Raw genomic sequence first — 24,924 nt, forward strand, 5'->3', positions numbered from 1 at the left:
ACGTCGGATCCCCCTCGCCGCACCGCCGTGGGACGTTGCGCCGGGGAAGAACCACGACGGGTGGTGACGGAGCGACTACTGAGCCAGGCACACCCTAGGACTCGCACACAACCGAAGCAATGATCCCATCGGACTTTGTGCGGTCCTGGTGGTTCTTCCGGCCGGGCCGGCTTCCTGGCGCACGCGTCTTCGGAAGTCGGCGTACTCGTGCGTAAAGTGGAGGCAAAGGTCCAGTCCTCGAGACCCGCACAGGTGAGAAGAGGCGCGTCATGGATCCATGGCTGATCTGGCTGATCATCGCGGCGGTCCTGGCCGTGGCGGAGATCTTCACTCTCACTGCCGCGCTGGGAATGCTGAGTGCGGCCGCGCTGGTCACCGCGGGAGTCGCCGCGGCCGGGCTGCCGCTCTGGCTCCAGCTCCTGGTGTACGGCCTGGTCGCCACCGGCACGCTGCTGTTCGTACGTCCCCTGGCGCTGCGCCACATGGTCCAGCCCCAGACCACGCGTTTCGGTACGGACGCCCTGATCGGCAAGCCGGCCTACGTCCTGTCGGAGGTGACGGGGACGGGCGGCAGGGTCCGTATCGACGGCGAGGAGTGGACCGCGCGCAGCTATGACGAAACCCTGGTCATCCGAACGGGAAAAACTGTCGACGTCATAGAGATCAGCGGCGCCACCGCGCTCGTCTACCCCAGGGACTGAAGCCATGGACCTCACCGCCCCTCTCATCGCCGGCCTGATCATCGCGCTGTTCGCGATCTTCACCGTCGTGCGAGCGGTCCGCATCGTGCCCCAGGCACGCGCGCGCAACGTGGAGCGGCTCGGCCGCTACCACCGCACCCTCACTCCCGGCCTCAGCCTCGTCATCCCGTACATCGACCGGGTGCACCCGCTGATCGACCTGCGGGAACAGGTGGTCTCCTTCAAACCGCAGCCGGTCATCACCGAGGACAACCTCGTCGTCGAGATCGACACCGTCCTGTACTTCCAGGTCACCGACCCGCGGGCGGCCTTCTACGAGATCGCCAGCTTCCTCCAGGCCGTCGAGCAGCTCACCGTCACCACCCTGCGCAATGTCGTGGGGTCCATGGACCTGGAGAAGACCCTCACCTCACGGGACACCATCAACAGCCAGCTGCGCGGAGTACTGGACGAGGCCACCGGCAAGTGGGGGCTCCGGGTCAACCGGGTCGAGATCAAGGCCATCGACCCCCCGCAGTCCATCAAGGAGGCGATGCAGAAGCAGATGCGCGCCGAGCGGGACAAGCGGGCCGCGATCCTGGGGGCCGAGGGGCAGCGCCAGTCGCAGATCCTCACCGCCGAAGGCGACAAGCAGGCAGCCGTCCTGCGCGCGGAGGGCAACCGGACCGCCGCGATCCTCGAGGCCGAGGGGCAGTCCCGGGCCATCGACGAGGTGTTCCAGGCCGTGCACCGCAACGACCCCGACCCGGGGCTCCTCGCCTACCAGTACCTCCAGGCGCTCCCCCAGCTCGCGCAGGGCTCGGGCAACAACTTCTGGGTGATCCCCAGCGAGATCACCTCAGCCCTCCAGGGCGTCTCCAAGGCTTTCACCGAGGTGCTGCCCCAGTCGCCGGCCACCCGTGAGAAGCCGTCGGCCGACGACAGCACCACCCGGGCCGCCGACGACACGGCACAGGCGGCCCGGGCCGCGGCGCAGGCCCTCGCGGACGCCGCCGAGGCCGACAGCGGCAGCGGCACTGCCGCGAAGCTCCGGCGCAAGCAGCTCGCCGAGGGCGGCGAAGACGACCGTGCGTGAGGACGTGCGGGCCGGAGGTCAGCCGGCCCGCGTGGCGAACGCCTCGTAGGCCCGGTCGTCGAAGAGGACGAAGACCACGTCCTCGACCGCCGTCGGTGTGGCCCGGACGGTCTCGACGGCGATCCGGGCCGCGTCGTCCATCGGCCAGCGGTACACGCCGGTGGAGATGGCGGGGAACGCGACCGTGCGGGCGCCGAGCTCGTCGGCGACGCGCAGGGACTCGCGGTAGCAGGAGGCGAGCGGCGCGGGATCGCTGCCGGCGCCCTGGTACACCGGGCCGACGGTGTGGATCACCCAGCGGGCGTCGAGGCGGCCGGCGGTGGTGGCGACCGCCCGGCCGGTGGGCAGGCCCCCTCCGTACCGGTGTGCGCGCAGAGCGCGGCACTCGGCCAGGATCTCCGGGCCGCCCCGGCGGTGGATGGCGCCGTCGACGCCGCCCCCGCCGAGCAGGGACGAGTTGGCGGCGTTGACGATCGCGTCGGCGCTCTGCAGGGTGATGTCGCCCTGGACGAGCGTGAGGGTGGTCATGTCCGGCGGAGCCTCCTCCAGACGGCCTTGGCCGCGTTGTGTCCCGACATGCCGTGCACTCCGGGGCCGGGCGGAGTGGCCGACGAGCAGATGAAGACGGCCGGGTGCGGGGTCGTGTACGGGAACAGGGACAGCTTGGGTCGCAGCAGCAGCTGGAGTCCGGAGGCCGCACCGGAGGCGATGTCGCCGCCGACGTAGTTGGCGTTGCGGGCGGCGAGTTCGGGCGGGCCCGCGGTGGCGCGCGCCAGAACACGGTCGCGGAAGCCGGGGGCGTACCGCTCCAGTTGGCGTTCCATGGCATCGGTGAGGTCGCCGGTCCAGCCGTTCGGTACGTGGCCGTAGGCCCAGAAGACGTGCTTGCCGGCCGGGGCGCGGGTGGGGTCGGCGACGCCGGGCTGCACGGTGATGAGGAAGGGGGCGTCGGGAGCCCTGCGCTCGCGGGAGACGGCGCGCAGGGCGGCGGCGATCTCCCCGCTGTCCGCGCCGATCTGCACGGTGCCGGCCGTGCGCGCCTGGGGAGCGGTCCACGGTACGGGGCCGTCCAGAGCGTAGTCGATCTTGAATACGCCCGGTCCGTAGCGGTAGTTCGCGTAGTGGTCGCCGAAGCCGGCGATACGGGCCAGTGCGGTGGGCGAGGTGTCGAAGACATAGGCCCGGGCGGGCGGCAGGTCGTCGAGGCGCTTGACCTCGTAGTCGGTGTGTACGGTGCCGCCGAGGTCCTTCAGATACGCGGCGAGGGCGTCGGAGATGGCCTGGGAGCCGCCGCGGGCGACGGGCCAGCCGCGGGCGTGCGCGGCGAGTGCGAAGACCAGCCCGACGGCGCCGGTGGCGAAGCCGCCCAAAGGGGCCATGACGTGGGCGACCAGGCCGGCGAACAGGGTGCGGGCCCGCTCGTCGTGGAAGCGGCGGGTGAGCCAGGTCGACGGCGGCAGGCCGACCAGTCCGAAGCGGGCGAGGGTGACCGGGTCACGGGGCAGCGCGGTCAGCGGCAGGGACATGAAGTCGCGGACCAGGGTGTCCCATCGGGGCAGGAGGGGTTCGACGAGGCGGCGGTACGCACCGGCGTCGCGCGGTCCGAAGGAGGCGGCCGTCTCACCGACCGACCGGGACAGCACGGCCGCCGTGCCGTCCGGGAAGGGGTGGGCCATGGGAAGCGGCGCGTGCAGCCACTCCAGGCCGTAGCGCTCCAGCGGGAGAGCGCGGAAGGCGGGTGAGTTGATGGCGAGCGGGTGAGCGGCGGAGCACGGGTCGTGACGGAAGCCGGGGAGGGTGAGCTCCTCGGTGCGGGCGCCGCCGCCCACGGTGCCCTTCGCCTCGAACAGGGCCACCGAGAAGCCGCGTCTGGCCAGCTCCACGGCAGCGGTCAGCCCGTTCGGCCCCGCCCCCACCACGACCGCATCGAGCATCGACGGCACCTTCGGACTCCTTTGTCAGCCGACGGCCACTGGAGGATCAGGATATGCCGGGGCGCCGGCGTTCTTCCGGGCCTTTGGCCCGGGGCGGATCAGGCCGCGTCCGACAGCAGTTCCACCACCCGGTGCGCGGTGGCCGTGTCCCGGGCGGCAGTGAAGGGCAGGGTGTTGCCGCCCCGGATGTCGAAGGGCTTGCCCGCGCGGGTGAGGTGGGTGCCTCCGGCCTCCTCCACCAGGAGCAGTCCGGCCGCGTGGTCCCAGGCTGCCTCCCAGTTGAACGCCGTGGCGTCCGACGCACCGCTGGCCACGGCCAGGTACTCCAGGCCGGCGGAGCCGCAGGGGCGCGGCGCCACTCCGTCCGTCCGCAGGCCGAGCAGGGCCCGCTTCTGCTCGGCCGTCGTGAAGTCCGGGTGGGAGGTGGCCACACGGAGATCGCGGCCGGGCCCCGGGGAGCCGGCGTGCAGCCGCTCTCCGTCGAGGTGGGCGCCGTGTCCCCGGACGGCCGTGGCCAGTTGGCCGTGCACGGGAGCGTAGGTCCAGGAGGCGTACACGACGCCACGCCGGGCGAGGGCGACCAGGGTGCAGAAACCGGTGTCGCCGCGCACGAACTGACGGGTCCCGTCGACCGGGTCGACGATCCAGACCGGCGCCTCGTCCTGTATCGCCTCGTACGACCTCGGGTCGGCGTGCACCGCCTCCTCGCCCACCACGACGGAGCCGGGCAGCAGGGCGGGGAGTACCTCGGTGAGATACAGCTCGGCCTTGCGGTCGGCGTCCGTCACCAGGTCGTGCGGGCCGCTCTTGCGGTCCACCTCGTGCTCGGCGAGGCGGCGCCAGCGCGGCATGATCTCCTGCGCGGCGGCCTTGCGGACGGCTTCCTCCACGTCGAAGGCGTGCCGGGTGAGAAACTCGTCGATGGTTTCGTTGTGGTTCTCGATCATGCCCCTATGAGAGCACGCGCCACCGACTTTCCCGTCCCTCCCGGTGCACCCCGGGTGGAATCGGCATGAAAATGGGGTGCCGGCCCGTCGGCTCGTGGGTTCAGCGGCCCACCGCGTAGCCCTGCTGGCCGCGCGGATTCGCGGCCGCGGAGAGGACTCCGGTCGCCGGGTCCCGTGCGACGGCGCACAGCCGCCCCTCCGACCAGGCGTCGCCCACCGTCACCTCGTGGCCGCGGCGGCGCAGCGCCTTCACCACGGCCGGGTCCGTACGGGATTCGACGGTGACGCTGCCGGGGCGCATGCCGCGCGGGTAGAAGGAGCCGGGGAAGCTGTCGTTGTGCCAGTTGGGGGCATCGATGGCGCCCTGGAGGTCGAGTCCGCCGCGCACCTTGGCGCGCAGGGCGACCGCGAGGAAGAAGTGCAGCTGCCACTGGTCCTGCTGGTCCCCGCCTGGCGTGCCGAACGCCATGACCGGCACGCCGTCGCGCAGCGCGAGGGACGGTGTGAGGGTGGTCCGGGGGCGGCGGCCCGGGGTGAGGGTGTTCGGCAGGCCCTCCTCCAGCCAGGTCATCTGCAGCCGGGTGCCGAGCGGGAAGCCCAGTTCGGGCACGACGGGGTTCGACTGGAGCCAGCCGCCGCTGGGAGTGGCCGCGATCATGTTGCCCCAGCGGTCCACGATGTCCAGATGGCAGGTGTCGCCGCGGGTGCCGCCGTCGGCGGAGACGTCCGGTTCGCCGGGCACAGGGGACGCGGGGCTCCTGGCGACGGTGGGTTCGCCGGCCCCCATGGGGCTGAAGGCGGGATCCTCCGTGGCCACCACGCGCGCGTGGGCGCTCAGCCGGGGGGTGCGCCCGCCCGGACTGCCGGGCCGCAGGTCGTGCGAGGCGCGGGGGCCGACCCTGGTCCGCCGCTCGGCGTTGTACTCGGCCGACAGCAGGTCGTCGAGCGGCACCTCGGCCGCGTCCCCGTACCAGGCCTCCCGGTCGGCCATGGCCAGCTTGCAGCCCTCGATCAGCAGGTGCAGATAGTCCGCGGAGCCGTAGCGGGGCAGTTCCGGCGGGAGCAGGGCGAGCTGCTGGAGCAGCACCGGGCCCTGGCTCCAGGGGCCGGCCTTGCACACGGTCCAGCCGTCGAAGCCGTACGTCACCGGCGTCTCGTAGGTGGCGGACCAGCCGGCGAGGTCGGCGGCGGTCAGGGTGCCGCTGTGCCGTTCGCCGCTGGTGTCCAGGGTCGGACGCCCGGCCTGCCGGACCAGGGCCTCCGCTATGAATCCGCCGCGCCACACCTCCCGCGCGGCGTCGATCTGCGCCTCCCGGTCCCCGGCCCCGGCGACCTCGGCGAGCAGCCGCTTCCAGGTGGCGGCCAGGGCGGGATTGCGCAGCAGCCCGCCGGGGCGCGGGGCACGGCCGCCGGACAGGTACACCTCGGCCGAGGAGGTCCACTCCGTCTCGAACAGCTCGCGTACGGCCTCCACGGTCTCGCCGACGCGCTCCACGGGCGGGTGCCCGTCCTCGGCGTACCCGATGGCGTACTTCAGGACGTCGGCGAGGGCCTTGGTGCCGTGGTCCCGGAGCAGGAGCATCCAGGCGTCGAAGGCGCCGGGCACGGCCGCGGCGAGCGGCCCGGTGCCGGGGACGAGGTCCAGGCCGAGCCCCTTGTAGTGGGCGACGGTCGCCCCGCCCGGGGCGACGCCCTGCCCGCACAGCACCCGTACCTCACCGCCGGCCGGCGCGAGCAGGATCGGCACCTCGCCGGCCGGGCCGTTGAGGTGCGGCTCGACGACGTGCAGGACGAACGCTCCGGCCACGGCCGCGTCATAGGCGTTGCCGCCGTCCTCCAGCACGGCCATCGCGGACTGCGAGGCCAGCCAGTGGGTGGAGGACACCATGCCGAAGGTGCCCTGGAGGGTGGGGCGGGTCGTGAACATGGGGCCTCTCACCTCGTGCCTCGTCGTTTCGCACGCGGACCGGTTCGGCCGGCGATCGGGAACGGTCCGGAAAGGCATCGGGGGGTTCACGCCGAAGCGCTCCACCGTCCGCTCCCCCGGCAGGCTACCGACCACCCCGCGTCTCAGACGCGGCGGCCGGGTGCACCGAGTTCGGCCCGTGCGTTGATGAAGGCACTCCCCGGGCGCAGAGCTCTCCCGCAGGGGGCACGTGGGAAAGCCGGTCATGCACCCCCAAAGTTCCGCCTGCGGGACCGATCAGGGGCGAGGCGGGCGGCGAACGCCCGGGTCAGCGCGGTCGGGGCCGTGATGGCGGTGCCCACGACGACGCTCAGCGCGCCCGCGTCGAGGGCCCGGGCGGCCTGCTCGGGGGTCGCGATACGGCCCTCTGCGATCACCGGGACCGGAATCGCGGCGGCGAGATCGGCGACGAGGGCGAGGTCCGGGGCACTCTGCACGGGTGAGCCGGGCACATAGCCGGAGAGCGTCGTCCCCACGAAGTCGGCGCCCAGCTCGGCGGCTTCACGGCCCTCATCGAAGGTCGACACGTCGGCCATGACCAGGGCGCCCGCCTCATGAACGGCGTCGACGAGCTCCGCGAAGGTGCTGCCGTCGGGGCGTGGGCGGGCGGTGGCGTCGGCGGCGACCACCGCGGCCCCGGCGTCCACGAGCGCAAGCGCGTGACGCACGGTCGGGGTGATGAAGACGCCGCTGTCACCGTCCTTCCACAGGCCGATGACCGGCAGGGCGACGGCCGCGACGGTGGCCGCGACGACCTCCGGGTCGTTGACGCGGACGGCCGCCGCACCGCCGGCCTGGGCGGCGAGCGTCATGCGGACCAGGGTGTCGGTGTGCCGCATCGGGTCGCCGGGCGGAGCCTGGCAGGAGACGATCAGCCGGCCCTTCAGGGCTTCGGCGAGAGGCGGGGTCATCGCGGGGCTCCGGTCGGGTGGGGGTGGTGCAGGGTCAGGGTGCGGGGCAGCGCGGCCGCGCCGAGGACCGCGGCATCGGGTCCGCCGCGTGGCGGTACCGGACGCAGTCTCCTCAGGGGCGCCATGAGTTCGGCGGCGAACGCCGCGTTCAGGGCGTCCGTGTACAGCGCGCCGATGCGGGGCACGCCGCCGCCGACGACGACACGGTCGGCTCCGAGGGTGTTGGCGAGGCCGCCCAGAGCGCGGCCGGTGGCTTTCGCGCCGAGGACGATGGCCGCGGTGGCGTGCGGTTCGCCCGCCCGCGCGCGGGCGGCCACCCTTTCCAGGCGGTCGGCCGGGATCCCACTCATCCGCGTGTAGTGGGCGGTGATGCCGGGGCCCGCCGCGATCGCCTCCAGATGCCCGGTGGCGCCACAGGTGCAGGGCAGCCCGTGGGCCTCGGGACTCGGCATGTGCCCGAGGTGTCCGGCGATCCCGGCCGCGCCGTGCAGCATCCGCCCGTCCACGGCGACGGCGCCACCCACGCCGGTGCCGACGGCGGCGTAGATCATCGTTGGTCCCGGCCTATTCCGGCCCCCATGTGGGTCGGACAGCTCCGTCGCCGCCGCCGCGCGTACGTCGTTGTCGCAGGCGACCGGGAGCCCGGTGCGGGCCGCGAGGCCGGCCCCCAGGGCGGTGCCGGCCCAACCGCGGATCGTGTCCGTGGCGCTGGTGACGGTCCCGGTCTCCGGGTCGACGACTCCGGCGGCGGCGACGCCGATCGCCGTGGTGTCCGGTCTCCACACCGTCCGGGCGGCCTCGGCGAGCGCGTCGAGCACCGCCTCGGCGCCCCTGGTCGCCGGTGTCGGCAGGGAGTGCCGGGCCAGGACGGTGCCGTCGCGCGCGACCAGGGCTGCGGCGATCTTCGTACCGCCCAGGTCGAGGCCGATCACCGGCGCGTCGGCGTCCGGGTGCGGTGCCGTCATCGGACCGGGAGCAGACCGGCGCCGCGCAGCCGCTCCTCGACGAGGGCGATCGAGGCCTCGCTCAGCTGGATCTGCGGAGCGGCGGTGGTGCCCTCGGCGAACACGCCGAGCAGGCGCAGCGCGTGCTTGAACGCGCCGATCGCGGAGGAGTTGCGGCCCATCTCGCTCTCGGGTCCGGCGTCGACCATGCCGAACAGTTCGACGAGCCGCTCCTGTTCCTTGACGGCGCTGTCGTGCTCTCCCCTTCGCACGGCGTCGTAGAGGCGCACGTAGGCGGCGGGGTCCACGTTGCCCAGACCGGGCACGACGCCGTCGGCGCCCGCCAGCAGGGCGGCGTCCACGGTGAGTTCGGAGCCGGTGAGGATGCTGAAGGCGGGTGCGGGGCCGTCGGCGCGACCGTGGCGTCCGCCGAGTTCGACGATGAGCCGGCGCAGGCCGCCCTCGTCGCCGCTGCTGTCCTTGAGACCGGCGAGCGTACCGTCCTCGGCGAGTTCGCGGACCAGGGCGACGGAGAGCTTGCTGTGCACGCAGACCGGGAGGTCGTAGGCGTACAGGGGCAGGTCGACTCGGGAGCGGAGGGTGCGGAAGTGGTGGGCGATCTCGACGGGATGGGTCCGGGCGTAGAAGGGCGCGGTCGCGACGAGGGCGTCGGCGCCGGCCTCGCGGGCGGACTCCGCGTGGACGAGCACGCGGGGCGTGGTCATGTCGATGACGCCGGCGAGTACGGGAACGCGGCCCGCGACAGCCTCCACGACGGTGCGCAGCGCCACCTCCCGCTGCCGGTCGGTGAGGAAGGCGACCTCGCTGCTGGATCCCAGGGCGAACAACCCGTGCACTCCCCCGCGCACGAGGTGCTCCACGTGGCGGGTGAGGGAGGCGGCGTCGACTTCGCCCGACGCATCCAGGGGGGTGCAGACGGGCGGCACGACGCCGCGGAGGGGCTGGGACGAGGACATGGCGTCTCCTGGGCTGTGCGAATGGTGGTACGGGAGGACGGGCCGCCCGGCGCCGGGCGACCCGTGACCGCCTACGGCGCGGTGACGGTGAACGTCGTGTCGCCGTAGGAGTGTTGCCGGCCGCGGACTTCATATTCCGCGGTGGCCTGCACGCTGCCCGCGGTGGTGTTCGCGGGGACGGTGACGGGGATCTTCATGTTGGCGCCCTGGCCGGGGTTGAGGGCGGGCACGGCCACCTCGGGGGCGCTCCAGCCGGCCGGCAGGGCAAGGGAGACCGTTCCGCCGGGGAGGGTGACGTCGTTCTGGCTGACGACGCGGACGGTGACGGTGGTGGTCTTCCCCGCGGACAGGGTGGCGGGCGGGGTGACGGTGACGGGCGCGCAGACTCCGCCGAGCCAGTGCAGGTCGAAGGAGGAGTAGGTGATGTGCTGGTAGTTGGCGCGCTCCCACAGCATGCCCACCCGGTCGTTGCCCATGGTGCCGTCGCCGAGCGGGGTGAGCGTGGAGTAGGCGGCCGAGCCGGCCTCCGCGGTCCTGCGGATCGGCCAGTTCTGTCCGTTGTCGCAGGAGAGCCGGACGGTGAGGTTGCTGCGGCCGCTGGTGGTCGCCGTGTTGCTGAACATCAGCCACTTCGCCCGCGGGTGCGTGGCGGGTACGTCCGGTGCGAAGCGCATGACGGAGCCGTTGTTGGCGGGGTCGGGCAGCTCCTTGTCCTGCTGGAACGGCGTGTAGGTGACGCCGCCGTCGGTGGAGTGGGCGACCGTGCGGTAGGGCGCGGAGCGGTTGTTGAGCATGACGCGGCCGTCGGACAGTTCGACGGTCTTGTTCTCGTCACCGCCGGGGCCGACCGGGGTACCCATCCTCCAGGTGGCACCGTGGTCGTCGCTGTAGGCGCTGACCGCGTAGTTGGCGCCGTTGTCGCGGATGGCGTACTGCTGGATCAGGCGGCCCTTGTAGGCGCCGTGCCGCAGCTGGATGCCCTCGCCGGAGGCCGCGAACATGCCGGCCCAGGCCGGGTTCTTGATCTCGGCGGTGATCCGCTCGTGCTTCCAGGTCAGGCCGTCGTCGTCGGAGTAACTGTAGTCGGCCTGCAGGACATCCGGGTCGCTCTCGTCGTTGCCGGTGGCGGAGCCGAAGAAGCCCTGGTTCATGGAGGCCGCGTAGAAGACGAATACGCGGCCGGTCTCCCGGTCGACGAGGAGGCTGGGGTCTCCGAAGCCCTTGGGTGCGGCCTCCTTGCGGACCACCTGCTGGTCCCCCCAGGTGACGCCGCCGTCGGTGCTGCGGCGCAGGACCACGCCGAGGTTGCCGGGCAGGTCACCGAGGGTGGGACGGGCATCGTACGCGGCGATCAGCGTGCCCTTGGTGGTGCGGGTCAAGGCGGGGATGCGGTAGTACGGGGATCCGGTGCCGCCAGTGGCGATGTTCTGCGAGGTGAGCGTGCCGGGCGTGAACGCGGCCTGCTGGTCGGCCGTGTGCGCGGCGGGGGTGCCGGCGGCCAGCAGGGCCAGGGTGGCGACCGCGGTGGCGGCGGCCAGGGTGACTCTACGCTGCATGAACGTGCCTCTTCTCGGGTGTGGGGTCAGGCGAGTCGGTGATCGTGCAGGGTGGAGCGGCTGGGGTCGTCGAGGGGTCGGGGCGAGGCGATCCGCTTCCGGACCCAGGCGAGTTGCTCACGCCGGTGGTGGCCGCCGCCGCCCTCGTGGCCGTTGAACTCGTAGACCCGCAGGTCCTTGGCGCCGCCGTAACGGTGGTAGGCGGCGAAGCAGGTGGAGGGCGGGCAGATGGCGTCCATCATGGCGATGGAGAACAGGGACGGGGCCGTGGCACGGGCGGCCAGCAGGGCCGCGTCGACGTAGGACAGCGTGGTGAAGACGGTCTCGGCGCGGTCGCGGTACAGGCTCAGGTACTCCGCGATCTCGGTGTAGGGGGGCACGCCGGCGATCTGTGCCCCGCGGCGGATGTCGCACAGGAACGGGGTGTCGGGCATGACACCCGCCAGGCCCGGTACGAGTCCGGCGACCGCGAGCGAGATGCCGCCGCCCTGGCTGTGTCCGGTCACGACGACGCGGTCCGGGTCGACCGCCGGATGGGCGCGGGCGGCCCCGACGAAGCGCACGGCGTCGGTGTACACGCGCCGGTAGTAGTGGCGGTCCGGACTGTCCACCCCCCGGGTCAGGAAGCCGGGGACGTCGCCGTTCAGGGAGACCGTGTCGGGGGTGTCGCCCCCGGCGGTGGACCAGCCCTGGCCGCGGGTGTCCATGATGAAGTGCGCGTAGCCGGCGTTCGCCCAGAGCACCTGCTCGTGCGGCAGGCCGCGTCCGCGTCCGTAGCCGAGGAACTCCACGACGCAGCCGAGCGGGCCACCGGCCCCCGCGGGCAGGTGCAGCCAGCCCCGGACGGGCTCGTCCGCGAAGCCGGGCACGGCCACGTCATAGGTCGTGACCTGGGTCAGGCCGGTGTCCACGGGCGTGAAGCGGGGGGCGGTGCCGGCCGCTCGGGCCGTCCGCAGGGTCCGGTCCCAGAACGCGTCGAGGTCGGCGGGTTCGTCGAGGTCGGGCCGCCGGGCGAGGCACTCGGCGAGGGTGAGGTCCGTCAGTGGCATGGAGAGGGCCCCGGTGGGTGAGGCGTGCGCGCGGCGCAGCGCGATGACATAAGGCTGGAGAGTAGACGTCTGATGTCTGTTGTCCTGGGACCCTAGAGATCCCGAAGCCGACCGTCAAGTGCCGTCACACGCCCCACCCGCCGACCCGCCGGCGGCCGGACACCCCGTACGACACGGTGGAGGCAGCCCCGTGCCCGGGACTGCCTCCACCGTGGAAGAACCAGGTCAGCGCCGGGCCCGGGCCTCCGTGATCCGCTGCCGCACGGGCGCGTAGTGCTCGGTCAGAGCCTCCGCGAACTCCGCGGGATCGCGGTCCCGCACGGCGTCCACGATGCGCTGGTGACTGGCGATGGTGGCCGCTTCGTGCTCGTGCGTGAAGACGTCGAGGTGCGGCGCGACGATGACGTAGACGTCCCAGAACGCCGCGGAGAGCTGTCCGATGAGATCGTTGCCGAGAGGGGCGACGAGCAGTGTGTGGAACGCGCGGTCGGCCTCGACGAAGCCGTGACCCTCCCCGGCGCCCGCCTTGCGCATCTCGTCGACGAGCACCGCCAGCCGGTCGATCTGGTCGCCGCTGAGGGACTCCACGAGCCGTTCGGCCATGCCCCGCTCGAACAGCTCGCGCACCTCGATGAGGTCGCTCATCACCTGGAAGTCGTCGTCGGGACTGAGCAGGCCGCGGAAGGCCAGGCTCTCCACCAGGGCGGAGAGGCTCAGCCGGCCGACATAGGTGCCGTGGCCGTGCCGCACCTCGACGATGTCGAGCGCGGTGAGGATCCTGATCGCCTCCCGCACGCTGGAGCGGCTGGCGCCGAGCGCCTCGCACAGCGCGGGCTCGGTCGGCAGCGGGTCGCCGGGCCGCAGCTGATTGCGCAGAATGTACGACTTGATGCCGTCCACGACCTCCTGTCGCAACGGTTGTCGTGCCGTCTTGGGCTCCGGTACCCCACCCCGAATCGCCCTTTGTCCCACCGCCACCTCTTGACCCCTCTCCCTTGCCCGACTACGTTCCCACGCTATCAAGCATCAGACATCAGACGTCTGATGCATTGTCGACGGGGTACGTTCGCGCCAACCCGTCGTACAGAATCGGCCATTCCGCATCCTCGCCCGTCGTGACTCCCCATGACTCCCCATGACTCCCCGCCAGGAGGGTTCCCTTGTCCCCGCGCAGCGCAGCCGGCGTCGACCGCCGCAGCTTCATGAGATACACCAGCGCCATCGGTGTGGCGACCGCGATCACCGCGGGCCTGTCCGCCTGCGGCGGCCCGGGCAGCACCGGTGACGACTCCGCTGGTTCCGGCGGCAGGACCGACACCATCGAAGCCGGGCTCTCCTACCCGCTCTCCACGGGCTTCGACCCCATGATCACCTCCGGCGCGACGCCGTTCGCCGCCAATATGCACATCTTCGAGGGCCTGGTGGACCTCGACCCGGCCACACTCGTCGCCCGGCCGACCCTGGCCACCGAGATGCCGATGAAGATCAACCCCACCACCTACCGGGCCACCCTCCGCAAGGGTGCCACCTTCCACGACGGCTCGGCGGTCACCGCGGACGACGTGGTGTTCAGCTTCGAGCGGGTCCTCGACCCGAAGAACGCCTCGCTGATGGCGCAGTTCGTGCCCTTCATCGATCAGGCGAAGGCGGTCGACGAGGCGACGGTCGAGTTCAAGCTGAAGCACCCCTTCGCACTCTTCCCGTCGCGCATCGCCGTGGTGCGTATCGTGCCGAAGAAGATCGCCGGCGCCGACGCCAAGGCCTTCGACGCCAAGCCGGTCGGCTCGGGCCCGTACCGCTTCGTGTCGGCGACCCGCGAGGACAAGATCGTCATGGCGGCGTACGACAAGTACAACGGGCCGCACCCGGCCAAGGCCAAGAAGATGGTCTGGTATCTGATGTCCGACCCGTCGGCCCGGGTCAGCGCGCTCAAGTCCGGCCGCGTGCAGGCGATCGAGGACGTGCCCTACATCGACGTCAAGGGCTTCACGGGCAAGGACAAGGTGGAGTCCGTCCAGTCCTTCGGGCTGCTCTTCCTGATGTTCAACTGCAAGGACAAGCGCTTCACGGACAAGCGGGTGCGCCAGGCGCTGCACTACGCGCTCGACACCGAAAAGATCATCTCCACCGCCCTGCTGGGCAACGCCGAGGCCGCCAGCGGATACGTGCCGGCCACCCACCCCGACCACCACAAGGCCGCCACCGTCTACGGCCACGACCCGGCCAAGGCCAGGAAGCTGCTCAAGGAAGCGGGGCTGGACAAGCTCTCCTTCACCCTGCTGCTCACGGACACCGGCTGGGTCAAGGACATCGCACCGCTGATCAAGGAGAGCTGGGCGGCGGTCGGCATCGACGCCAAGCTGGACATCGCCCAGTCCCCCGCCCAGTACGCCAAGATCGACAAGGGTGACTTCGAGGCGCTGGCCGCGCCGGGCGACCCGTCGGTCTTCGGCAACGACGCCGACCTGCTGCTGCGCTGGTTCTACTACGGCTTCTGGCCGGAGAACCGCTACGGCTGGGCCGGCTCGCCCGCCTACAAGAAGGTCAGGTCGCTGCTGGACAAGGCCGCTTCGGAGGCCGGTGCGGAGAAGCGCAAGCAACTGTGGGCACAGGTCACCGATCTGGTGGCCGAGGAGGCGGCCCTGTACCCGGTGCTGCACCGCAAGCTGCCCACCGCGTGGAAGGACGGAGCGCTGCCGGGCTTCCGGCCGCTGCCCACGACCGGCCTGTCCTTCGTCGACGTCGGCCGCGCCTGAGCCCCACCCGCACAGGTCGCCGGGCCGCCGCACCACCTGGGCGGCGGCCCGGCCCCAACCCCTTAGGAACCTCACGATGGTTGCATTCCTCCGGCTCGCGCTGCGCCGCGTCGCGATGATGCCGGTGATGGTGCTCGGCATCGCGCTGCTGGTCTTCGTGGTGCTGCAGTTCTCACCGGTCGACCCCGCGTACAACGCGCTGGGGGACAGCGCGAGCCCCGAGGCACGTGCCGCGTTCGCGGAGGCGCACGGTCTCAACGACCCGCTGCCGGTGCGCTACTTCGCCTTCCTGGCCGATCTGGTACAGGGAGACCTCGGTGTCACGGTGCCGCCCAGCCAGCCCGTCGCCGACCGGATCACCACCGCGTTCCCGCTCACCCTGCAGCTGACGCTGCTCGGCCTCGCCCTCGCCGTTGTGCTGGCCCTGGTCCTCGGCGTCACCAGCGCCATGTACCGGGACCGCTGGCCCGACCAGGTGTTCCGGGTGCTGTCGATGGCCGGCATCGCCCTGCCCTCGTTCTGGCTCGGTGTGCTGCTCATCCAGCAGTTCGCACTGAACATGCCCGTCCTTCCGACGGGCGGCTACGTCAACCCGGCCGACGACTTCGGCGGCTGGCTGCGGAGCATGACCCTGCCCGCGGTCGCCCTCGCCCTGCCGGTCGCCTCCTCGCTGGCCCGTCTGATCCGCACCTCGATGGTCTCCGAGCTGGACCGCGACTATGTGCGCACCGCCCGCGGCAGCGGCCTGCCGCCGTTCCTGATCATCCGGTCGGTGCTGCGCAACGCGCTGGTCACCCCGATGACCGTGCTCGGCGTCAAGGTGGGCTACATGCTCAGCGGCGCCGTCGTCATCGAGGCGATCTTCGACCTGCCCGGCATGGGCAAGCTGATCCTCGAAGGCGTCAACGGAGGCGACGTCGGGCTGGTCCAGGGCACCGTGCTCACCATCGCCATCGCCTTCCTCGTCGTCAACGTCGTCGTCGACCTGCTCTACCTGCTCGTCAACCCGCGCATCAGGACGGTGTGATGTTCGCCCCACGCTCCCTCGCCGAGCGGCTCAAGCCCGGCACCCGCCTGCGCCGCCTGCCCGTGCCCTCCCGGATCGCCCTCGCGATCCTCCTCGTCGTCGTGCTCGGCGCCGTCTTCGCGCCGCTGCTCACCCAGGACCCGCTCACCACCGGCACCCCCGCCCTGCCGCCGGGCGCCGACCACTGGTTCGGCACCGACCGGGCGGGCCGTGACGTGTTCGCGCGGGTCGTGCACGGTGCGCGCTACTCCCTCGTCATCGGCCTCGGCGCGACGCTGCTCGCGCTGGCCATCGGCTCGTCCCTGGGTGCCCTCGCGGCCACCTCGCGCAAGCTCGCCGACGAGTCGGTGATGCGCACGCTCGACGTCATCATGTCGTTCCCGCCGATCGCCCTGGCCGCCGTCCTCGTCGCCGTGTTCGGACCCAGCGTCCCGGTCATCATCTTCACCATCGCCTTCGTCTACTCCCCCTCGCTCGCCCGCGTCGTACGGGCCAACGTGCTGGAGCAGTACGGCGAGGACTACGTCGCCGCCGAGCAGGTGATCGGCGCCCGACGCCACTACATCGTGGCCCGGCACGTCGCCGTCAACTGTGCCGCGCCGGTCCTGGTGTTCGCGACCGTCATGGTGGCCGACTCGATCATCTTCGAGGCGAGTCTGTCCTTCATCGGCGCCGGCGTGCAGGACCCCGACCCCAGCTGGGGCAGCGTGCTGGCCTACGGCCGGCAGATCCTGCTCTCGGGCGGCTGGTGGGCGACCCTCTTCCCCGGCCTGTGCCTGCTCATCACGGTGCTCGCGCTGAACGTGCTGTCCGAGGGCATGACGGACGCCGCCGCCTCCCCCGACAAGGCCCGCGCCGACGGCGACGACTCCGGTGAGAAGGCCACCGCCGAGGCCGCGCCCGCCGTCGACCAGGCCGAGGTGGACGCCTCGCTCGCCCGTCTCACCGCGCGCCTGGAGGCCATGGGGCCCACGGTCCCGCCGCTGGCCGAGGACTCCCCCGACCTGCTCGTCGTCCGCGATCTGTCGATCCGTTTCCCCGACCGCTACGGCGACATCCAGGTCGTCGACGGCATCTCCTTCACCGTTCGTGAGGGCGAGACCCTGGGGCTCGTCGGCGAGTCCGGCTGCGGCAAGTCGATCACCAGCCTCGCGATCATGGGCCTGCTGGCCCGCAACGCCGAGGCCGAGGGTGAGATCCTGTACCGGGGACGCGATCTGCTGAAGCTGTCGCCGAAGGAGCGCCGGGCGCTCATGGGCCCGGAGATCGCGATGGTCTACCAGGACGCCATGTCGTCCCTGAACCCGTCGGTGCTGATCGGTACCCAGCTGGGGCGGCTCACCTCGCGCGGCGGCACCCGCACCCCCGCCGAACTGCTGGACCTGGTCGGCCTGTCCCCCGAGCGCACCCTGCGCAGCTACCCGCACGAGCTCTCCGGCGGCCAGCGCCAGCGCGTGCTCATCGCCATGGCGCTCTCCCGCAGTCCGCGGCTGCTCATCGCCGACGAGCCGACGACCGCGCTCGACGTGACCGTCCAGGCGCAGGTCGTCGAACTGCTCATCAGGCTGCGCGACGAGTTCGGCTTCGCCATGGTCCTCGTCTCGCACGACCTGGCCCTGGTCGGCGATCTCGCCCACCGGGTCGCGGTGATGTACGCCGGTCAGGTCGCCGAGGCCGGCGACACGCGCTCCCTGCTGACCGACCCGGCGCACCACTACAGCCGGGGGCTGCTCGGCTCCGTCGTGTCGCTGGAGGCGGGCGCGGAGCGGCTGCACCAGATCCGCGGTGTGGTGCCCGCGCCGAAGGCCTTCGGCCCCGGCTGCCGGTTCGCCTCCCGCTGCGCCGCCGCCACGGAGCTGTGCGCCACCACCCCGCCGCCCGCCGCCGACCGTGACGGTGCGCCGGACCACCTGTTCGCCTGCCACCACCCGGCGCCCGTACGCTCGTCGATCAAGTCGCTGGAGGGTGCCCGATGACCGCCCCGAAGGACACCACGATGGAACCGCTGGACACCACGGTGGACCCGCAGGCCCCGCCGGCCGCCACGGCGGCCTCACCGGAGACCGCGCCGACGGACTCGCCGGACGGCGCGACGGGTCCCCTCGTCCGGCTGGACGGCATCCATGTCCGGCACAGGGCACGCAGCGGCGGCATCCTGCGCCGGGACGCCGTACACGCCCTGACCGACACCTCCCTCGAGGTACGGCGCGGTGAGATCCTCGGCCTCGTCGGCGAGTCGGGCTGCGGCAAGTCCACGCTGGCCCGCGTGGTCACCGGTCTCCAGCGCCCGACCGAGGGCCGGGTGTACTTCAAGGGGCAGAACCTCTGGGAGATGCCGGCCGCGGAACGCCGTACCCGCTTCGGGGCCAGTGTCGGTGTGATCTTCCAGGACCCCTCCACCGCCCTCAATCCACGCCTGCCCGTGCGCCGGATCCTGCGCGACCCGCTGGACGTGCACGCGCGCGGGACCCGGGCGGAGCGCGAGCAGCGGGTCGAGGAGTTGCTGGACCTGGTCGGCCTGCCCGAGCACACCCTGGGGGCACTGCCCGGCCAGCTGTCCGGCGGTCAGCGCCAGCGGGTGGCCATCGCCCGCGCGCTGGCGCTGGAGCCGGAGCTGATCGTCGCCGACGAGCCGACCAGTGCCCTGGACGTGTCGGTACGCGCCCAGATCCTCAACCTGCTGGTGGATCTGCGCTCCCGGCTCGGTCTCGCCATGGTCTTCATCTCCCACGACGTGCAGACCGTGCGCTATCTGGCCGACCGCATCGCGGTGCTGTACCTCGGCCGTGTGGTGGAGGAGGGCCGGGCCTCCCAGGTCTCCGGCGACTCCCGCCACCCGTACACCGAGGCGCTGCTGTCGGCCACGCCCAGCCTGCTGGAGCGTCCCGAGCGGATCGTGCTGCACGGCCCGGTACCCTCGGCGACCAACCCGCCCTCCGGCTGCCCGTTCCGCACCCGGTGCTGGAAGGCGGACGAGGCGTGCGCCACCGTGTTCCCGGCCGCCTCCGACGGGGCGGACGGACACCGCTGGCACTGTGTGCACCCGCAGCCGGGAGGCGAAGCCGCCGTGGTGCACGCGGCCGGGAGGCACGCCGGCTCCGTCTGAATCACGAACCTCGCTCGCGGCGCTCGGCGCCGGGTTGCCGTGCGCGACCGCACTCGGTTCCCCGGCGGGGCCGCGGACGCTTCGGAGGCGCCCGAAAGCCGCCACGGCCCCGGCCCGCGATGACGACCACCCCGCGCCGCCACTCGGGGGAGCCGGCCGGCCACCGCCGCTGCCACACCGCGGGGGGCGCGGGCGGGGCCGGCCACGGCTCGCCGACGAGCGGAGCCGTGGCACCGGTGCGCACGGCGTCCTGGTCCCGGGCCGGCGCGAGGGACCCGGACCGCCTCCGTCGCCGCGGGAACCGCCCCGGTGGTCACCGGCCCTCGCGTCGGTGACCACCAGGGCCGGTGGGCCGGGGGCGGTGGCGGGGTGGACTCCGCCCGTTTCAGCCGCTCCCGGCCGACAGCACCCTGAGCAAGTGCGCCACCCCGTCCGCGACGGCGTCCCGGGCGGGGCCGAGGTACCTGCGCGGGTCGATGGTCTCCGGGTGTGCGTCCAGGTGGGCGCGGGCAGCCCGGGTGAAGGCCTTGTTCAGGTGGGTGGCGACGTTGACCTTGGTCATTCCCGCCCGGACGGCCCTGGCGAGGTCCGCGTCGGCCACCCCGGACGAGCCGTGCAGGACGAGCGGGACGCCCGCGGTGTCGCGTAGCGCGGCGATGAGCGCGAAGTCGAGGACGGCGTTCCGGGTGGTCATGGCGTGGGAGCTGCCCACCGCCACTGCCAGGGCATCCACCCCCGTGGCGGCGACGAAGTCCCGTGCCTCGTCCGGATCGGTGCGCACCCCGGGGGTGTGCGCCCCGTCCTTGCCCCCGACCTCGCCGAGTTCCGCCTCCACCCACAGGTTCCGGGCATGGCAGTGGTCCGTGACCTCCCGGGTGGCCTTCAGGTTCTTCTCGTACGGAAGCCCGGAGGCGTCGAACATGACGGAGGTGAAGCCGAGTTCCACGGCCTCGTGCACGAGGTCCGTGGACTGCGCGTGGTCCAGGTGGACGGCTACGGGCGTGTGCGCCGCACGCGCGAGGGCGAGGGTGGCGAGCCCGATCGGTGCGAGCGAGCCGTGGTAGCGGGCGGTGTTCTCGCTGATCTGCAGGATCACGGGTCGCCCTGCCGCCTCAGCCCCGCTGACGATGGCTTCGGCGTGCTCGAGCTGCACCACGTTGAACGCCCCGACACCCACTCCGGCCCGGGAAGCGGGGCCGACGATGTCGTCAGTGGGGGTGAGCGGCATGGAGGTCCTCCACGGTTACGACGGTGCGGATGAGTACCGGCCCGGGCCGGCGCCGGAACGCCAGGTGTCCGGACAGCAGGTCTCGGGCGGGGGCGAGGAGCAGGTCACCGGCTCCGGAGAGACCTCCGCCCACCACGACCGGTTGCTGGGCGACGGCCGCGGCCGGGGCGTGCCTGTCAGGCATCGCCGTCCTGGAGGACCACGGACCGGGTGAGGTTGCGGGGCCGGTCGGGGTCGTACCCCCGGGCCTCGGCGCAGGCCACGGCGAGGCGCTGGGCGCGGACGAGGTCGGCGAGCGGGTCCAGTCCCCCGGGTGTGGCGGTCGAGTCCGCGACCAGGGTGCCGCCGACCCGGGCGACATCGTCGGCCATGCCTTCCGGGAGGCCGCCGAACGCCCAGGTGACCCGGCCCGGGCCGGTGATGCTGATGGGCCCGTGCCGGTACTCCATCGCCGGGTACGCCTCGGTCCAGGCACCGGCCGCCTCCCGCATCTTCAGGGCGGCCTCCAGCGCCAGGCCGCAGGTCCAGCCGCTGCCCAGGAACGTGAACTGTTCGGCTCCGGTCACGGCGGCGTCGAGGGGTTCGGTGACGGCCCGTTCGGCGTCATGGATCGCGGCGTCCAGGGTTCCCACACCGGCGGGCAGGGAGTCCTCCGATTCCAGGTGGGCGCGGAGCAGCGCGAGGTTGGCCGTGGCGAACCGGGTCTGGACGACCGACTCCTCGTCGGCGAAGTCCAGTACGGCGACGGCGTCGGCCGCCTTCATCACGGGGGTCGCGGGGTCGGCGGTGACGGCTCCGGTGGCCACGGTGCCCTTCACCCGGCGCAGCAGGCCGAGGACCTCGGTGGTGGTGCCGGACCGGGTGATGGCGAGGATCCGGTCGTAGCGCCGCCCGAGCGGGAACTCGGAGGCGGCGTAGGCATCGGTCTCGCCGTGACCGCCGGTCTCGCGCAGTACGGCGTAGGACTGCGCCATGAACCAGGAGGTACCGCAGCCGACGACGGCGACGCGCTCTCCTCGTCGGGGCAGCGCCGCCAACTGGCGCGGCAGTGACGCGGCGGCCCGGCGCCACACGGCGGGCTGGGAGGCGATCTCGGCCGAGGTGCAAAAGGAACGGGGGATGGACAAGGTGACGCACTCCTTCGGGACGGGTGGAGCGGACGCGGTGCGGCGGGCCGTGGTCGGAGACACAGGAGATGAATGCAGTAAATTGCTCAGAGCTCGTACTCTTCAATCATTAACGAGCATTCGTCGTGGCGCGAGGTGTTCGACGGAAACGAACGGCAGGCCCGGGGTTCGTTACCCGAACGTTGCGGGGCAAGGCGCCTGCGGCTTGCTCGTCACCGCATGAAGAGACGAGGCTGCGAGCAGATGCACGCACGAGAGCGCTCTCCGGCCCGCGGCCGGTGCGACCCTCACCGTGTCCGGAGCGCCGTACCGTGTCCGGAGCGCCGTACCGAGGCCCGAGGGAGTCCGACGCATGTCCAAGCACGATCGGTGGAACAAGCTGCTGGAGCTGCTGGCCGGCGAGGGCAGGATCGACGTCGACGACGCGGCCACCGCCCTCGAGGTCTCCCCCGCGACCATTCGCCGTGATCTCGACGAGCTGGCCGGACAACAGATGCTGGTCCGCACCCGTGGCGGAGCCATCGCGCACGGCGTCTCCTACGAACTGCCGCTGCGCTACAAGTCCTCCCGCCACGCCTCCGAGAAGCAGCGCATCGCGACGGCCGTCGCCGAGATGATCGCCGACGGCGACGTGGTGGGCCTCAACGGCGGCACCACGACGACCGAGGTGGCACGGGCACTGGCCTTGCGGGCGGGCGGCAGCCGCGACGGACGGGGGCGGCGGGAGGCGCCCGAGGCATCGGCGCCCTTGTTCACGGTCGTCACCAACGCGCTCAACATCGCGGGTGAGCTGGCGGTACGCCCACAGGTGAAGATCGTGGTCACCGGCGGGGTGGCCCGCCCCCAGACGTACGAACTCGTCGGGCCGCTCACCGCGGGGGTGCTGAACGAGGTGGTTCTCGATGTCGCCGTCCTCGGAGTCGACGGCGTCGACCCCGAGTTGGGGCTGATGACCCACCAGGAGGACGAGGCCGCCATCAGCCGGCTGTTCGCCGAGCGGGCACGCCGCGTGATCGTGGTCACCGACGCGTCGAAGATGGGCCGGCGTGCCTTCGCGCGGATCTGTGGACTGGACCGCGTCGACGTCCTGGTGACCGACTCCGCGCTGCCGTCCGAGACGGCGGCCCGGCTCACCGAGGCGGGGATCAAGGTGCACGCCGTCTGACCGGGTACGCGGACGGACGGACGGCGTGTCCCGGCGGCCCGCCGCGCCTCGCGGCGGACGGCCGGCAGACGCGGTCAACGAGCCTGTGTTCAGGGGGTGATGGCCAGGTCGACGATGCGGGCGTTGCCGTTGGACGGCGGCACCGCGAACCGGACCTGCTTCGTCGCGTCCAGCGGGAGGAGTGGGCGACGAGCCGGTAGGCGATGCCCCGCTTCTCCGCGCAGTGTCGATCCGCTCCGCCTCTCGGGTACCTGGATGTGTCCCGGAGTGAGGCGTGGGCGAGAGGGCGTCCCGCGGCGGTGTCGAGCGGACGCACGGCTTGACGCCCGGAAAGGGTGGGGGAACAGTCCCGCCCTCGCCGGTGTTGCCATGTGCGGAAGTAGGAGGGGAAAGGCGGATCCGTGCACGGTGAGTACAAGGTTCCCGGCGGCAAGCTGGTCGTCGTGGACGTGGCTGTGGAGGACGGCGTGCTGCGCCGCGCGCGCGTGGCGGGCGATTTCTTCCTCGAACCCGACGAGGCGCTGGACGCCGTGAACCGCGCCCTGGACGGCGCCCCCGCCGACACCGACGCCGCCGGCCTCGCCGCGCGGATCGACGCGGCCCTCCCCGAGGGGACCGTGATGTACGGGCTCACCTCCGAGGGCGTCGGCGTCGCGGTACGCCGCGCACTGGCCCACGCCACCGACTGGACCGACTACGACTGGCAGCTGATCCACGAGGGTCCCCAGTCTCCCGCGCTGCACATGGCCCTGGACGAGGTGCTGACCGCCGAGGTCGCCGCCGGCCGGCGTCCGCCGACGCTGCGGGTGTGGGAATGGGGCGCCCCGGCGGTGATCATCGGCAGTTTCCAGTCCCTGCGCAACGAGGTCGACGCCCAGGGCGCCGAGCGGCACGGCATCGAGGTCGTGCGCCGGATCTCCGGCGGCGGCGCGATGTTCGTGGAGCCCGGCAACACGATCACCTACTCGCTGTCGGTGCCGGAGGCGCTGGTGCAGGGGCTGTCGTTCCAGGACAGCTACGCCTATCTGGACGACTGGGTGCTCGGCGCGCTCGGCGAGATGGGCGTCCGCGCCTGGTACCAGCCGCTGAACGACATCGCCACCGACCAGGGCAAGATCGCCGGTGCCGCGCAGAAGCGGATCGTGGGTCCGGACGGCGGTCCGGGCGCGGTGCTGCACCACGTGACGATGGCGTACGACATCGACGCAGACAAGATGCTCGAAGTGCTGCGCATCGGACGGGAGAAGCTGTCCGACAAGGGCACCAGGAGCGCGAAGAAGCGGGTGGATCCGCTGCGCCGGCAGACCGGTCTGCCGCGCGAGGCCGTCATCGGGCGGATGATCGACTCCTTCCGGGCCCGGTACGGGCTCGCCGCCGGCAAGGTGACGGACGAGGAACTCTCCCGCGCTCAGCAGCTGACGCGGACGAAGTTCACCTCCCCGGAGTGGGTCGCGCGCGTGCCCTGAGACCCGCAAAGCACCCGTTTCGCAGAGGAATCGAAGCAACCGGCCGCCCCGGACGGTACGCCCCCGTCACCACGCGCCTACGCAGCGAGTTGACCCTTCCGCGCCACAACAATGCGTGTGACACTGGCGTCCCGTCCGCAGTGCGGGCCCCCTCCGCACCAACCCCACGAGAAGTGCGCCGTGCGTTCCTTTCCTCTGCCGATCGCCCTGACCGCGCGCCTGTCCCCGGTGGTCGTTCTCGCCGCGGCGGGTTGGGCGCTGTCCTCCGGCCCGCTGTCCGCGCCGCAGGCCGCCGAGCACAAGCCGACCGAGGAGACGAAGACCCAGTCCGCCTCCGCCCCTTCCGAGACCCAGGTGGCGAAGACCTACACCGCCGCACCGGCGCCGTGCGACAGCATCGCCGGGAAGAGCGTCAAGTCCCTTGTGCCGGGCGCCAAGACGGCGGGCAAGGAGATACCGTCCACGGACACGAAGCTGCGCCGCACGTGTTCCTGGAACGCGCTCAAGGGCTACGAGTACCGGTGGCTCGACGTGTCCTACGAGGTGCTGGAGTCGGACGAGGCGGCGGAGCAGTCGTACAAGGGGCGGCTGGAGGAGAGGAGCGGCGGGGGCGAGGTCCCCGGGCTCGGGGACGCGGCGTACTCCGTCGTGAACCTCTCCACCGAGGACAAGCAGCAGACGCGCGAAGGTGTCGTCCTGGCGCGCGACTCCAACGCGCTGGTGATCGTGACGTACAACGGCAGCGACTTCGAGTCGAAGAAGGCGCCGAGCACGGATGAGATCAACAAGGGCGCGATCAGGGCCGCCAAGGAAGCGGTGGCGGCCCTGGGAGACGCGCGGAAGTGATCCGGAATTGATGGTTCCGTGACATCCGTCACAGCGGGTTCCCGATCTGCGCGTGCCGCTTAGTAGGAGCCGCTCCGGCGACATGGGGGACTTGTCCGGCTTGCCGTGGACGTGGGACCGGGCCTGGCGGAAGGTGATCCGGC

The 24,924-nt window shown here is 72.2% G+C and carries 22 protein-coding genes; 9 read left to right on the forward strand and 13 right to left on the reverse strand.

The genetic code is table 11. The features are described from left to right. The first annotated feature begins 269 nt into the window (after positions 1-269). Positions 270-701 carry an NfeD family protein gene (locus tag ACZ5C2_RS06240; RefSeq protein ID WP_468787129.1) on the forward strand — a complete coding sequence of 144 codons (432 nt, stop codon included), beginning with the start codon at positions 270-272 and terminating at the stop codon, positions 699-701. A 4-nt stretch (positions 702-705) separates the two neighbouring features. Then, positions 706-1,776 carry an SPFH domain-containing protein gene (locus tag ACZ5C2_RS06245; protein WP_468787131.1) on the forward strand — a complete coding sequence of 357 codons (1,071 nt, stop codon included), beginning with the start codon at positions 706-708 and terminating at the stop codon, positions 1,774-1,776. 18 nt (positions 1,777-1,794) lie between these two features. On the opposite strand, the gene ACZ5C2_RS06250 is transcribed toward ACZ5C2_RS06245, so the two are convergent. From ACZ5C2_RS06250 to ACZ5C2_RS06295, 10 genes are all read right to left on the reverse strand, one after another. Next, positions 1,795-2,304 carry an O-acetyl-ADP-ribose deacetylase gene (locus ACZ5C2_RS06250; RefSeq protein ID WP_468787133.1) on the reverse strand — a complete coding sequence of 170 codons (510 nt, stop codon included), beginning with the start codon at positions 2,302-2,304 and terminating at the stop codon, positions 1,795-1,797. Next, on the reverse strand, positions 2,301-3,710 hold the full coding sequence (locus ACZ5C2_RS06255; protein WP_468787135.1) for a phytoene desaturase family protein: 1,410 nt from the start codon (positions 3,708-3,710) through the stop codon (positions 2,301-2,303). The genes ACZ5C2_RS06250 and ACZ5C2_RS06255 overlap by 4 nt, the downstream gene beginning before the upstream one ends. Positions 3,711-3,808: 98 nt before the next feature. Then, positions 3,809-4,657 carry an inositol monophosphatase family protein gene (locus ACZ5C2_RS06260; protein ID WP_468787137.1) on the reverse strand — a complete coding sequence of 283 codons (849 nt, stop codon included), beginning with the start codon at positions 4,655-4,657 and terminating at the stop codon, positions 3,809-3,811. A gap of 100 nt (positions 4,658-4,757) precedes the next feature. Next, entirely contained in the window at positions 4,758-6,584 is a 1,827-nt protein-coding gene (locus tag ACZ5C2_RS06265) for a gamma-glutamyltransferase family protein (protein WP_468787139.1), read from the reverse strand. Between the two features lie 242 nt (positions 6,585-6,826). Next, complete coding sequence (locus tag ACZ5C2_RS06270; protein ID WP_468787141.1) at positions 6,827-7,534, reverse strand: N-acetylmannosamine-6-phosphate 2-epimerase; 708 nt, start codon at positions 7,532-7,534, stop codon at positions 6,827-6,829. Then, a complete protein-coding gene (locus tag ACZ5C2_RS06275) occupies positions 7,531-8,499 on the reverse strand; it encodes an ROK family protein (protein WP_468787143.1) in 969 nt (322 codons plus the stop codon). Before ACZ5C2_RS06275 ends, ACZ5C2_RS06270 begins: the two co-directional genes overlap by 4 nt. Continuing rightward, positions 8,496-9,455 (reverse strand): dihydrodipicolinate synthase family protein, encoded by a 960-nt coding sequence (locus ACZ5C2_RS06280; RefSeq protein ID WP_468787145.1) that lies wholly within the window; start codon positions 9,453-9,455, stop codon positions 8,496-8,498. The genes ACZ5C2_RS06275 and ACZ5C2_RS06280 overlap by 4 nt, the downstream gene beginning before the upstream one ends. Before the next feature lie 71 nt (positions 9,456-9,526). Beyond that, positions 9,527-11,011, reverse strand: coding sequence for an exo-alpha-sialidase (locus ACZ5C2_RS06285; protein ID WP_468787147.1), 1,485 nt, complete (start codon positions 11,009-11,011; stop codon positions 9,527-9,529). 26 nt (positions 11,012-11,037) lie between these two features. Continuing rightward, positions 11,038-12,060 carry an acetylxylan esterase gene (locus tag ACZ5C2_RS06290; protein ID WP_468787149.1) on the reverse strand — a complete coding sequence of 341 codons (1,023 nt, stop codon included), beginning with the start codon at positions 12,058-12,060 and terminating at the stop codon, positions 11,038-11,040. 225 nt (positions 12,061-12,285) lie between these two features. Further along, entirely contained in the window at positions 12,286-13,038 is a 753-nt protein-coding gene (locus tag ACZ5C2_RS06295; protein ID WP_468787151.1) for a FadR/GntR family transcriptional regulator, read from the reverse strand. Between the two features lie 224 nt (positions 13,039-13,262). On the opposite strand from ACZ5C2_RS06295, the gene ACZ5C2_RS06300 reads away from it, so the two are divergent. The 4 genes from ACZ5C2_RS06300 to ACZ5C2_RS06315 all read left to right on the forward strand — a co-directional run bounded on the left by ACZ5C2_RS06300 (position 13,263) and on the right by ACZ5C2_RS06315 (position 18,949). Then, positions 13,263-14,816: an ABC transporter substrate-binding protein gene (locus ACZ5C2_RS06300; RefSeq protein WP_468787676.1), complete on the forward strand. Its 1,554-nt coding sequence runs from the start codon at positions 13,263-13,265 to the stop codon at positions 14,814-14,816. 76 nt (positions 14,817-14,892) lie between these two features. Continuing rightward, entirely contained in the window at positions 14,893-15,843 is a 951-nt protein-coding gene (locus ACZ5C2_RS06305; RefSeq protein ID WP_468787153.1) for an ABC transporter permease, read from the forward strand. Continuing rightward, a complete protein-coding gene (locus ACZ5C2_RS06310; protein ID WP_468787155.1) occupies positions 15,843-17,819 on the forward strand; it encodes a dipeptide/oligopeptide/nickel ABC transporter permease/ATP-binding protein in 1,977 nt (658 codons plus the stop codon). Before ACZ5C2_RS06305 ends, ACZ5C2_RS06310 begins: the two co-directional genes overlap by 1 nt. Beyond that, a complete protein-coding gene (locus ACZ5C2_RS06315) occupies positions 17,816-18,949 on the forward strand; it encodes an ABC transporter ATP-binding protein (protein WP_468787157.1) in 1,134 nt (377 codons plus the stop codon). The genes ACZ5C2_RS06310 and ACZ5C2_RS06315 overlap by 4 nt, the downstream gene beginning before the upstream one ends. Positions 18,950-19,334: 385 nt before the next feature. Here the strand turns inward: ACZ5C2_RS06315 and ACZ5C2_RS06320 are convergent, their stop codons facing one another. From ACZ5C2_RS06320 to ACZ5C2_RS06330, 3 genes are read right to left on the reverse strand one after another with little or no spacing between them, the layout of a single operon-like run. Next, positions 19,335-20,177: a class II fructose-bisphosphate aldolase gene (locus ACZ5C2_RS06320; RefSeq protein ID WP_468787159.1), complete on the reverse strand. Its 843-nt coding sequence runs from the start codon at positions 20,175-20,177 to the stop codon at positions 19,335-19,337. Beyond that, on the reverse strand, positions 20,158-20,361 hold the full coding sequence (locus ACZ5C2_RS06325) for a hypothetical protein (RefSeq protein ID WP_468787161.1): 204 nt from the start codon (positions 20,359-20,361) through the stop codon (positions 20,158-20,160). Before ACZ5C2_RS06325 ends, ACZ5C2_RS06320 begins: the two co-directional genes overlap by 20 nt. Then, entirely contained in the window at positions 20,354-21,304 is a 951-nt protein-coding gene (locus ACZ5C2_RS06330) for an SIS domain-containing protein (protein WP_468787163.1), read from the reverse strand. The genes ACZ5C2_RS06325 and ACZ5C2_RS06330 overlap by 8 nt, the downstream gene beginning before the upstream one ends. Before the next feature lie 352 nt (positions 21,305-21,656). Between ACZ5C2_RS06330 and ACZ5C2_RS06335 the strand changes: the two genes are divergently transcribed. The 3 genes from ACZ5C2_RS06335 to ACZ5C2_RS06345 all read left to right on the forward strand — a co-directional run bounded on the left by ACZ5C2_RS06335 (position 21,657) and on the right by ACZ5C2_RS06345 (position 24,781). Further along, positions 21,657-22,469, forward strand: coding sequence for a DeoR/GlpR family DNA-binding transcription regulator (locus ACZ5C2_RS06335; RefSeq protein WP_468787165.1), 813 nt, complete (start codon positions 21,657-21,659; stop codon positions 22,467-22,469). Between the two features lie 401 nt (positions 22,470-22,870). Further along, entirely contained in the window at positions 22,871-23,935 is a 1,065-nt protein-coding gene (locus ACZ5C2_RS06340; RefSeq protein WP_468787167.1) for a lipoate--protein ligase family protein, read from the forward strand. 180 nt (positions 23,936-24,115) lie between these two features. Then, complete coding sequence (locus ACZ5C2_RS06345) at positions 24,116-24,781, forward strand: hypothetical protein (RefSeq protein WP_468787169.1); 666 nt, start codon at positions 24,116-24,118, stop codon at positions 24,779-24,781. Positions 24,782-24,924: the final 143 nt, after the last annotated feature.

This window comes from Streptomyces sp. NPDC031365, from assembly GCF_055569765.1.

What these genes read in the sequence shown, in the direction of transcription:
- ACZ5C2_RS06245 (WP_468787131.1), top strand. Translation starts at nt 706, where the DNA reads ATGGACCTCACCGCCCCTCTCATCGCCGGCCTGATCATCGCGCTGTTC.
- ACZ5C2_RS06320 (WP_468787159.1), bottom strand. Translation starts at nt 20,177, where the DNA reads ATGCCGCTCACCCCCACTGACGACATCGTCGGCCCCGCTTCCCGGGCC.
- ACZ5C2_RS06255 (WP_468787135.1), bottom strand. Translation starts at nt 3,710, where the DNA reads ATGCTCGATGCGGTCGTGGTGGGGGCGGGGCCGAACGGGCTGACCGCT.
- ACZ5C2_RS06290 (WP_468787149.1), bottom strand. Translation starts at nt 12,060, where the DNA reads ATGCCACTGACGGACCTCACCCTCGCCGAGTGCCTCGCCCGGCGGCCC.
- ACZ5C2_RS06250 (WP_468787133.1), bottom strand. Translation starts at nt 2,304, where the DNA reads ATGACCACCCTCACGCTCGTCCAGGGCGACATCACCCTGCAGAGCGCC.
- ACZ5C2_RS06240 (WP_468787129.1), top strand. Translation starts at nt 270, where the DNA reads ATGGATCCATGGCTGATCTGGCTGATCATCGCGGCGGTCCTGGCCGTG.
- ACZ5C2_RS06280 (WP_468787145.1), bottom strand. Translation starts at nt 9,455, where the DNA reads ATGTCCTCGTCCCAGCCCCTCCGCGGCGTCGTGCCGCCCGTCTGCACC.
- ACZ5C2_RS06305 (WP_468787153.1), top strand. Translation starts at nt 14,893, where the DNA reads ATGGTTGCATTCCTCCGGCTCGCGCTGCGCCGCGTCGCGATGATGCCG.
- ACZ5C2_RS06300 (WP_468787676.1), top strand. Translation starts at nt 13,263, where the DNA reads ATGAGATACACCAGCGCCATCGGTGTGGCGACCGCGATCACCGCGGGC.
- ACZ5C2_RS06285 (WP_468787147.1), bottom strand. Translation starts at nt 11,011, where the DNA reads ATGCAGCGTAGAGTCACCCTGGCCGCCGCCACCGCGGTCGCCACCCTG.
- ACZ5C2_RS06265 (WP_468787139.1), bottom strand. Translation starts at nt 6,584, where the DNA reads ATGTTCACGACCCGCCCCACCCTCCAGGGCACCTTCGGCATGGTGTCC.
- ACZ5C2_RS06315 (WP_468787157.1), top strand. Translation starts at nt 17,816, where the DNA reads ATGACCGCCCCGAAGGACACCACGATGGAACCGCTGGACACCACGGTG.
- ACZ5C2_RS06270 (WP_468787141.1), bottom strand. Translation starts at nt 7,534, where the DNA reads ATGACCCCGCCTCTCGCCGAAGCCCTGAAGGGCCGGCTGATCGTCTCC.
- ACZ5C2_RS06325 (WP_468787161.1), bottom strand. Translation starts at nt 20,361, where the DNA reads ATGCCTGACAGGCACGCCCCGGCCGCGGCCGTCGCCCAGCAACCGGTC.
- ACZ5C2_RS06310 (WP_468787155.1), top strand. Translation starts at nt 15,843, where the DNA reads ATGTTCGCCCCACGCTCCCTCGCCGAGCGGCTCAAGCCCGGCACCCGC.
- ACZ5C2_RS06275 (WP_468787143.1), bottom strand. Translation starts at nt 8,499, where the DNA reads ATGACGGCACCGCACCCGGACGCCGACGCGCCGGTGATCGGCCTCGAC.
- ACZ5C2_RS06260 (WP_468787137.1), bottom strand. Translation starts at nt 4,657, where the DNA reads ATGATCGAGAACCACAACGAAACCATCGACGAGTTTCTCACCCGGCAC.
- ACZ5C2_RS06335 (WP_468787165.1), top strand. Translation starts at nt 21,657, where the DNA reads ATGTCCAAGCACGATCGGTGGAACAAGCTGCTGGAGCTGCTGGCCGGC.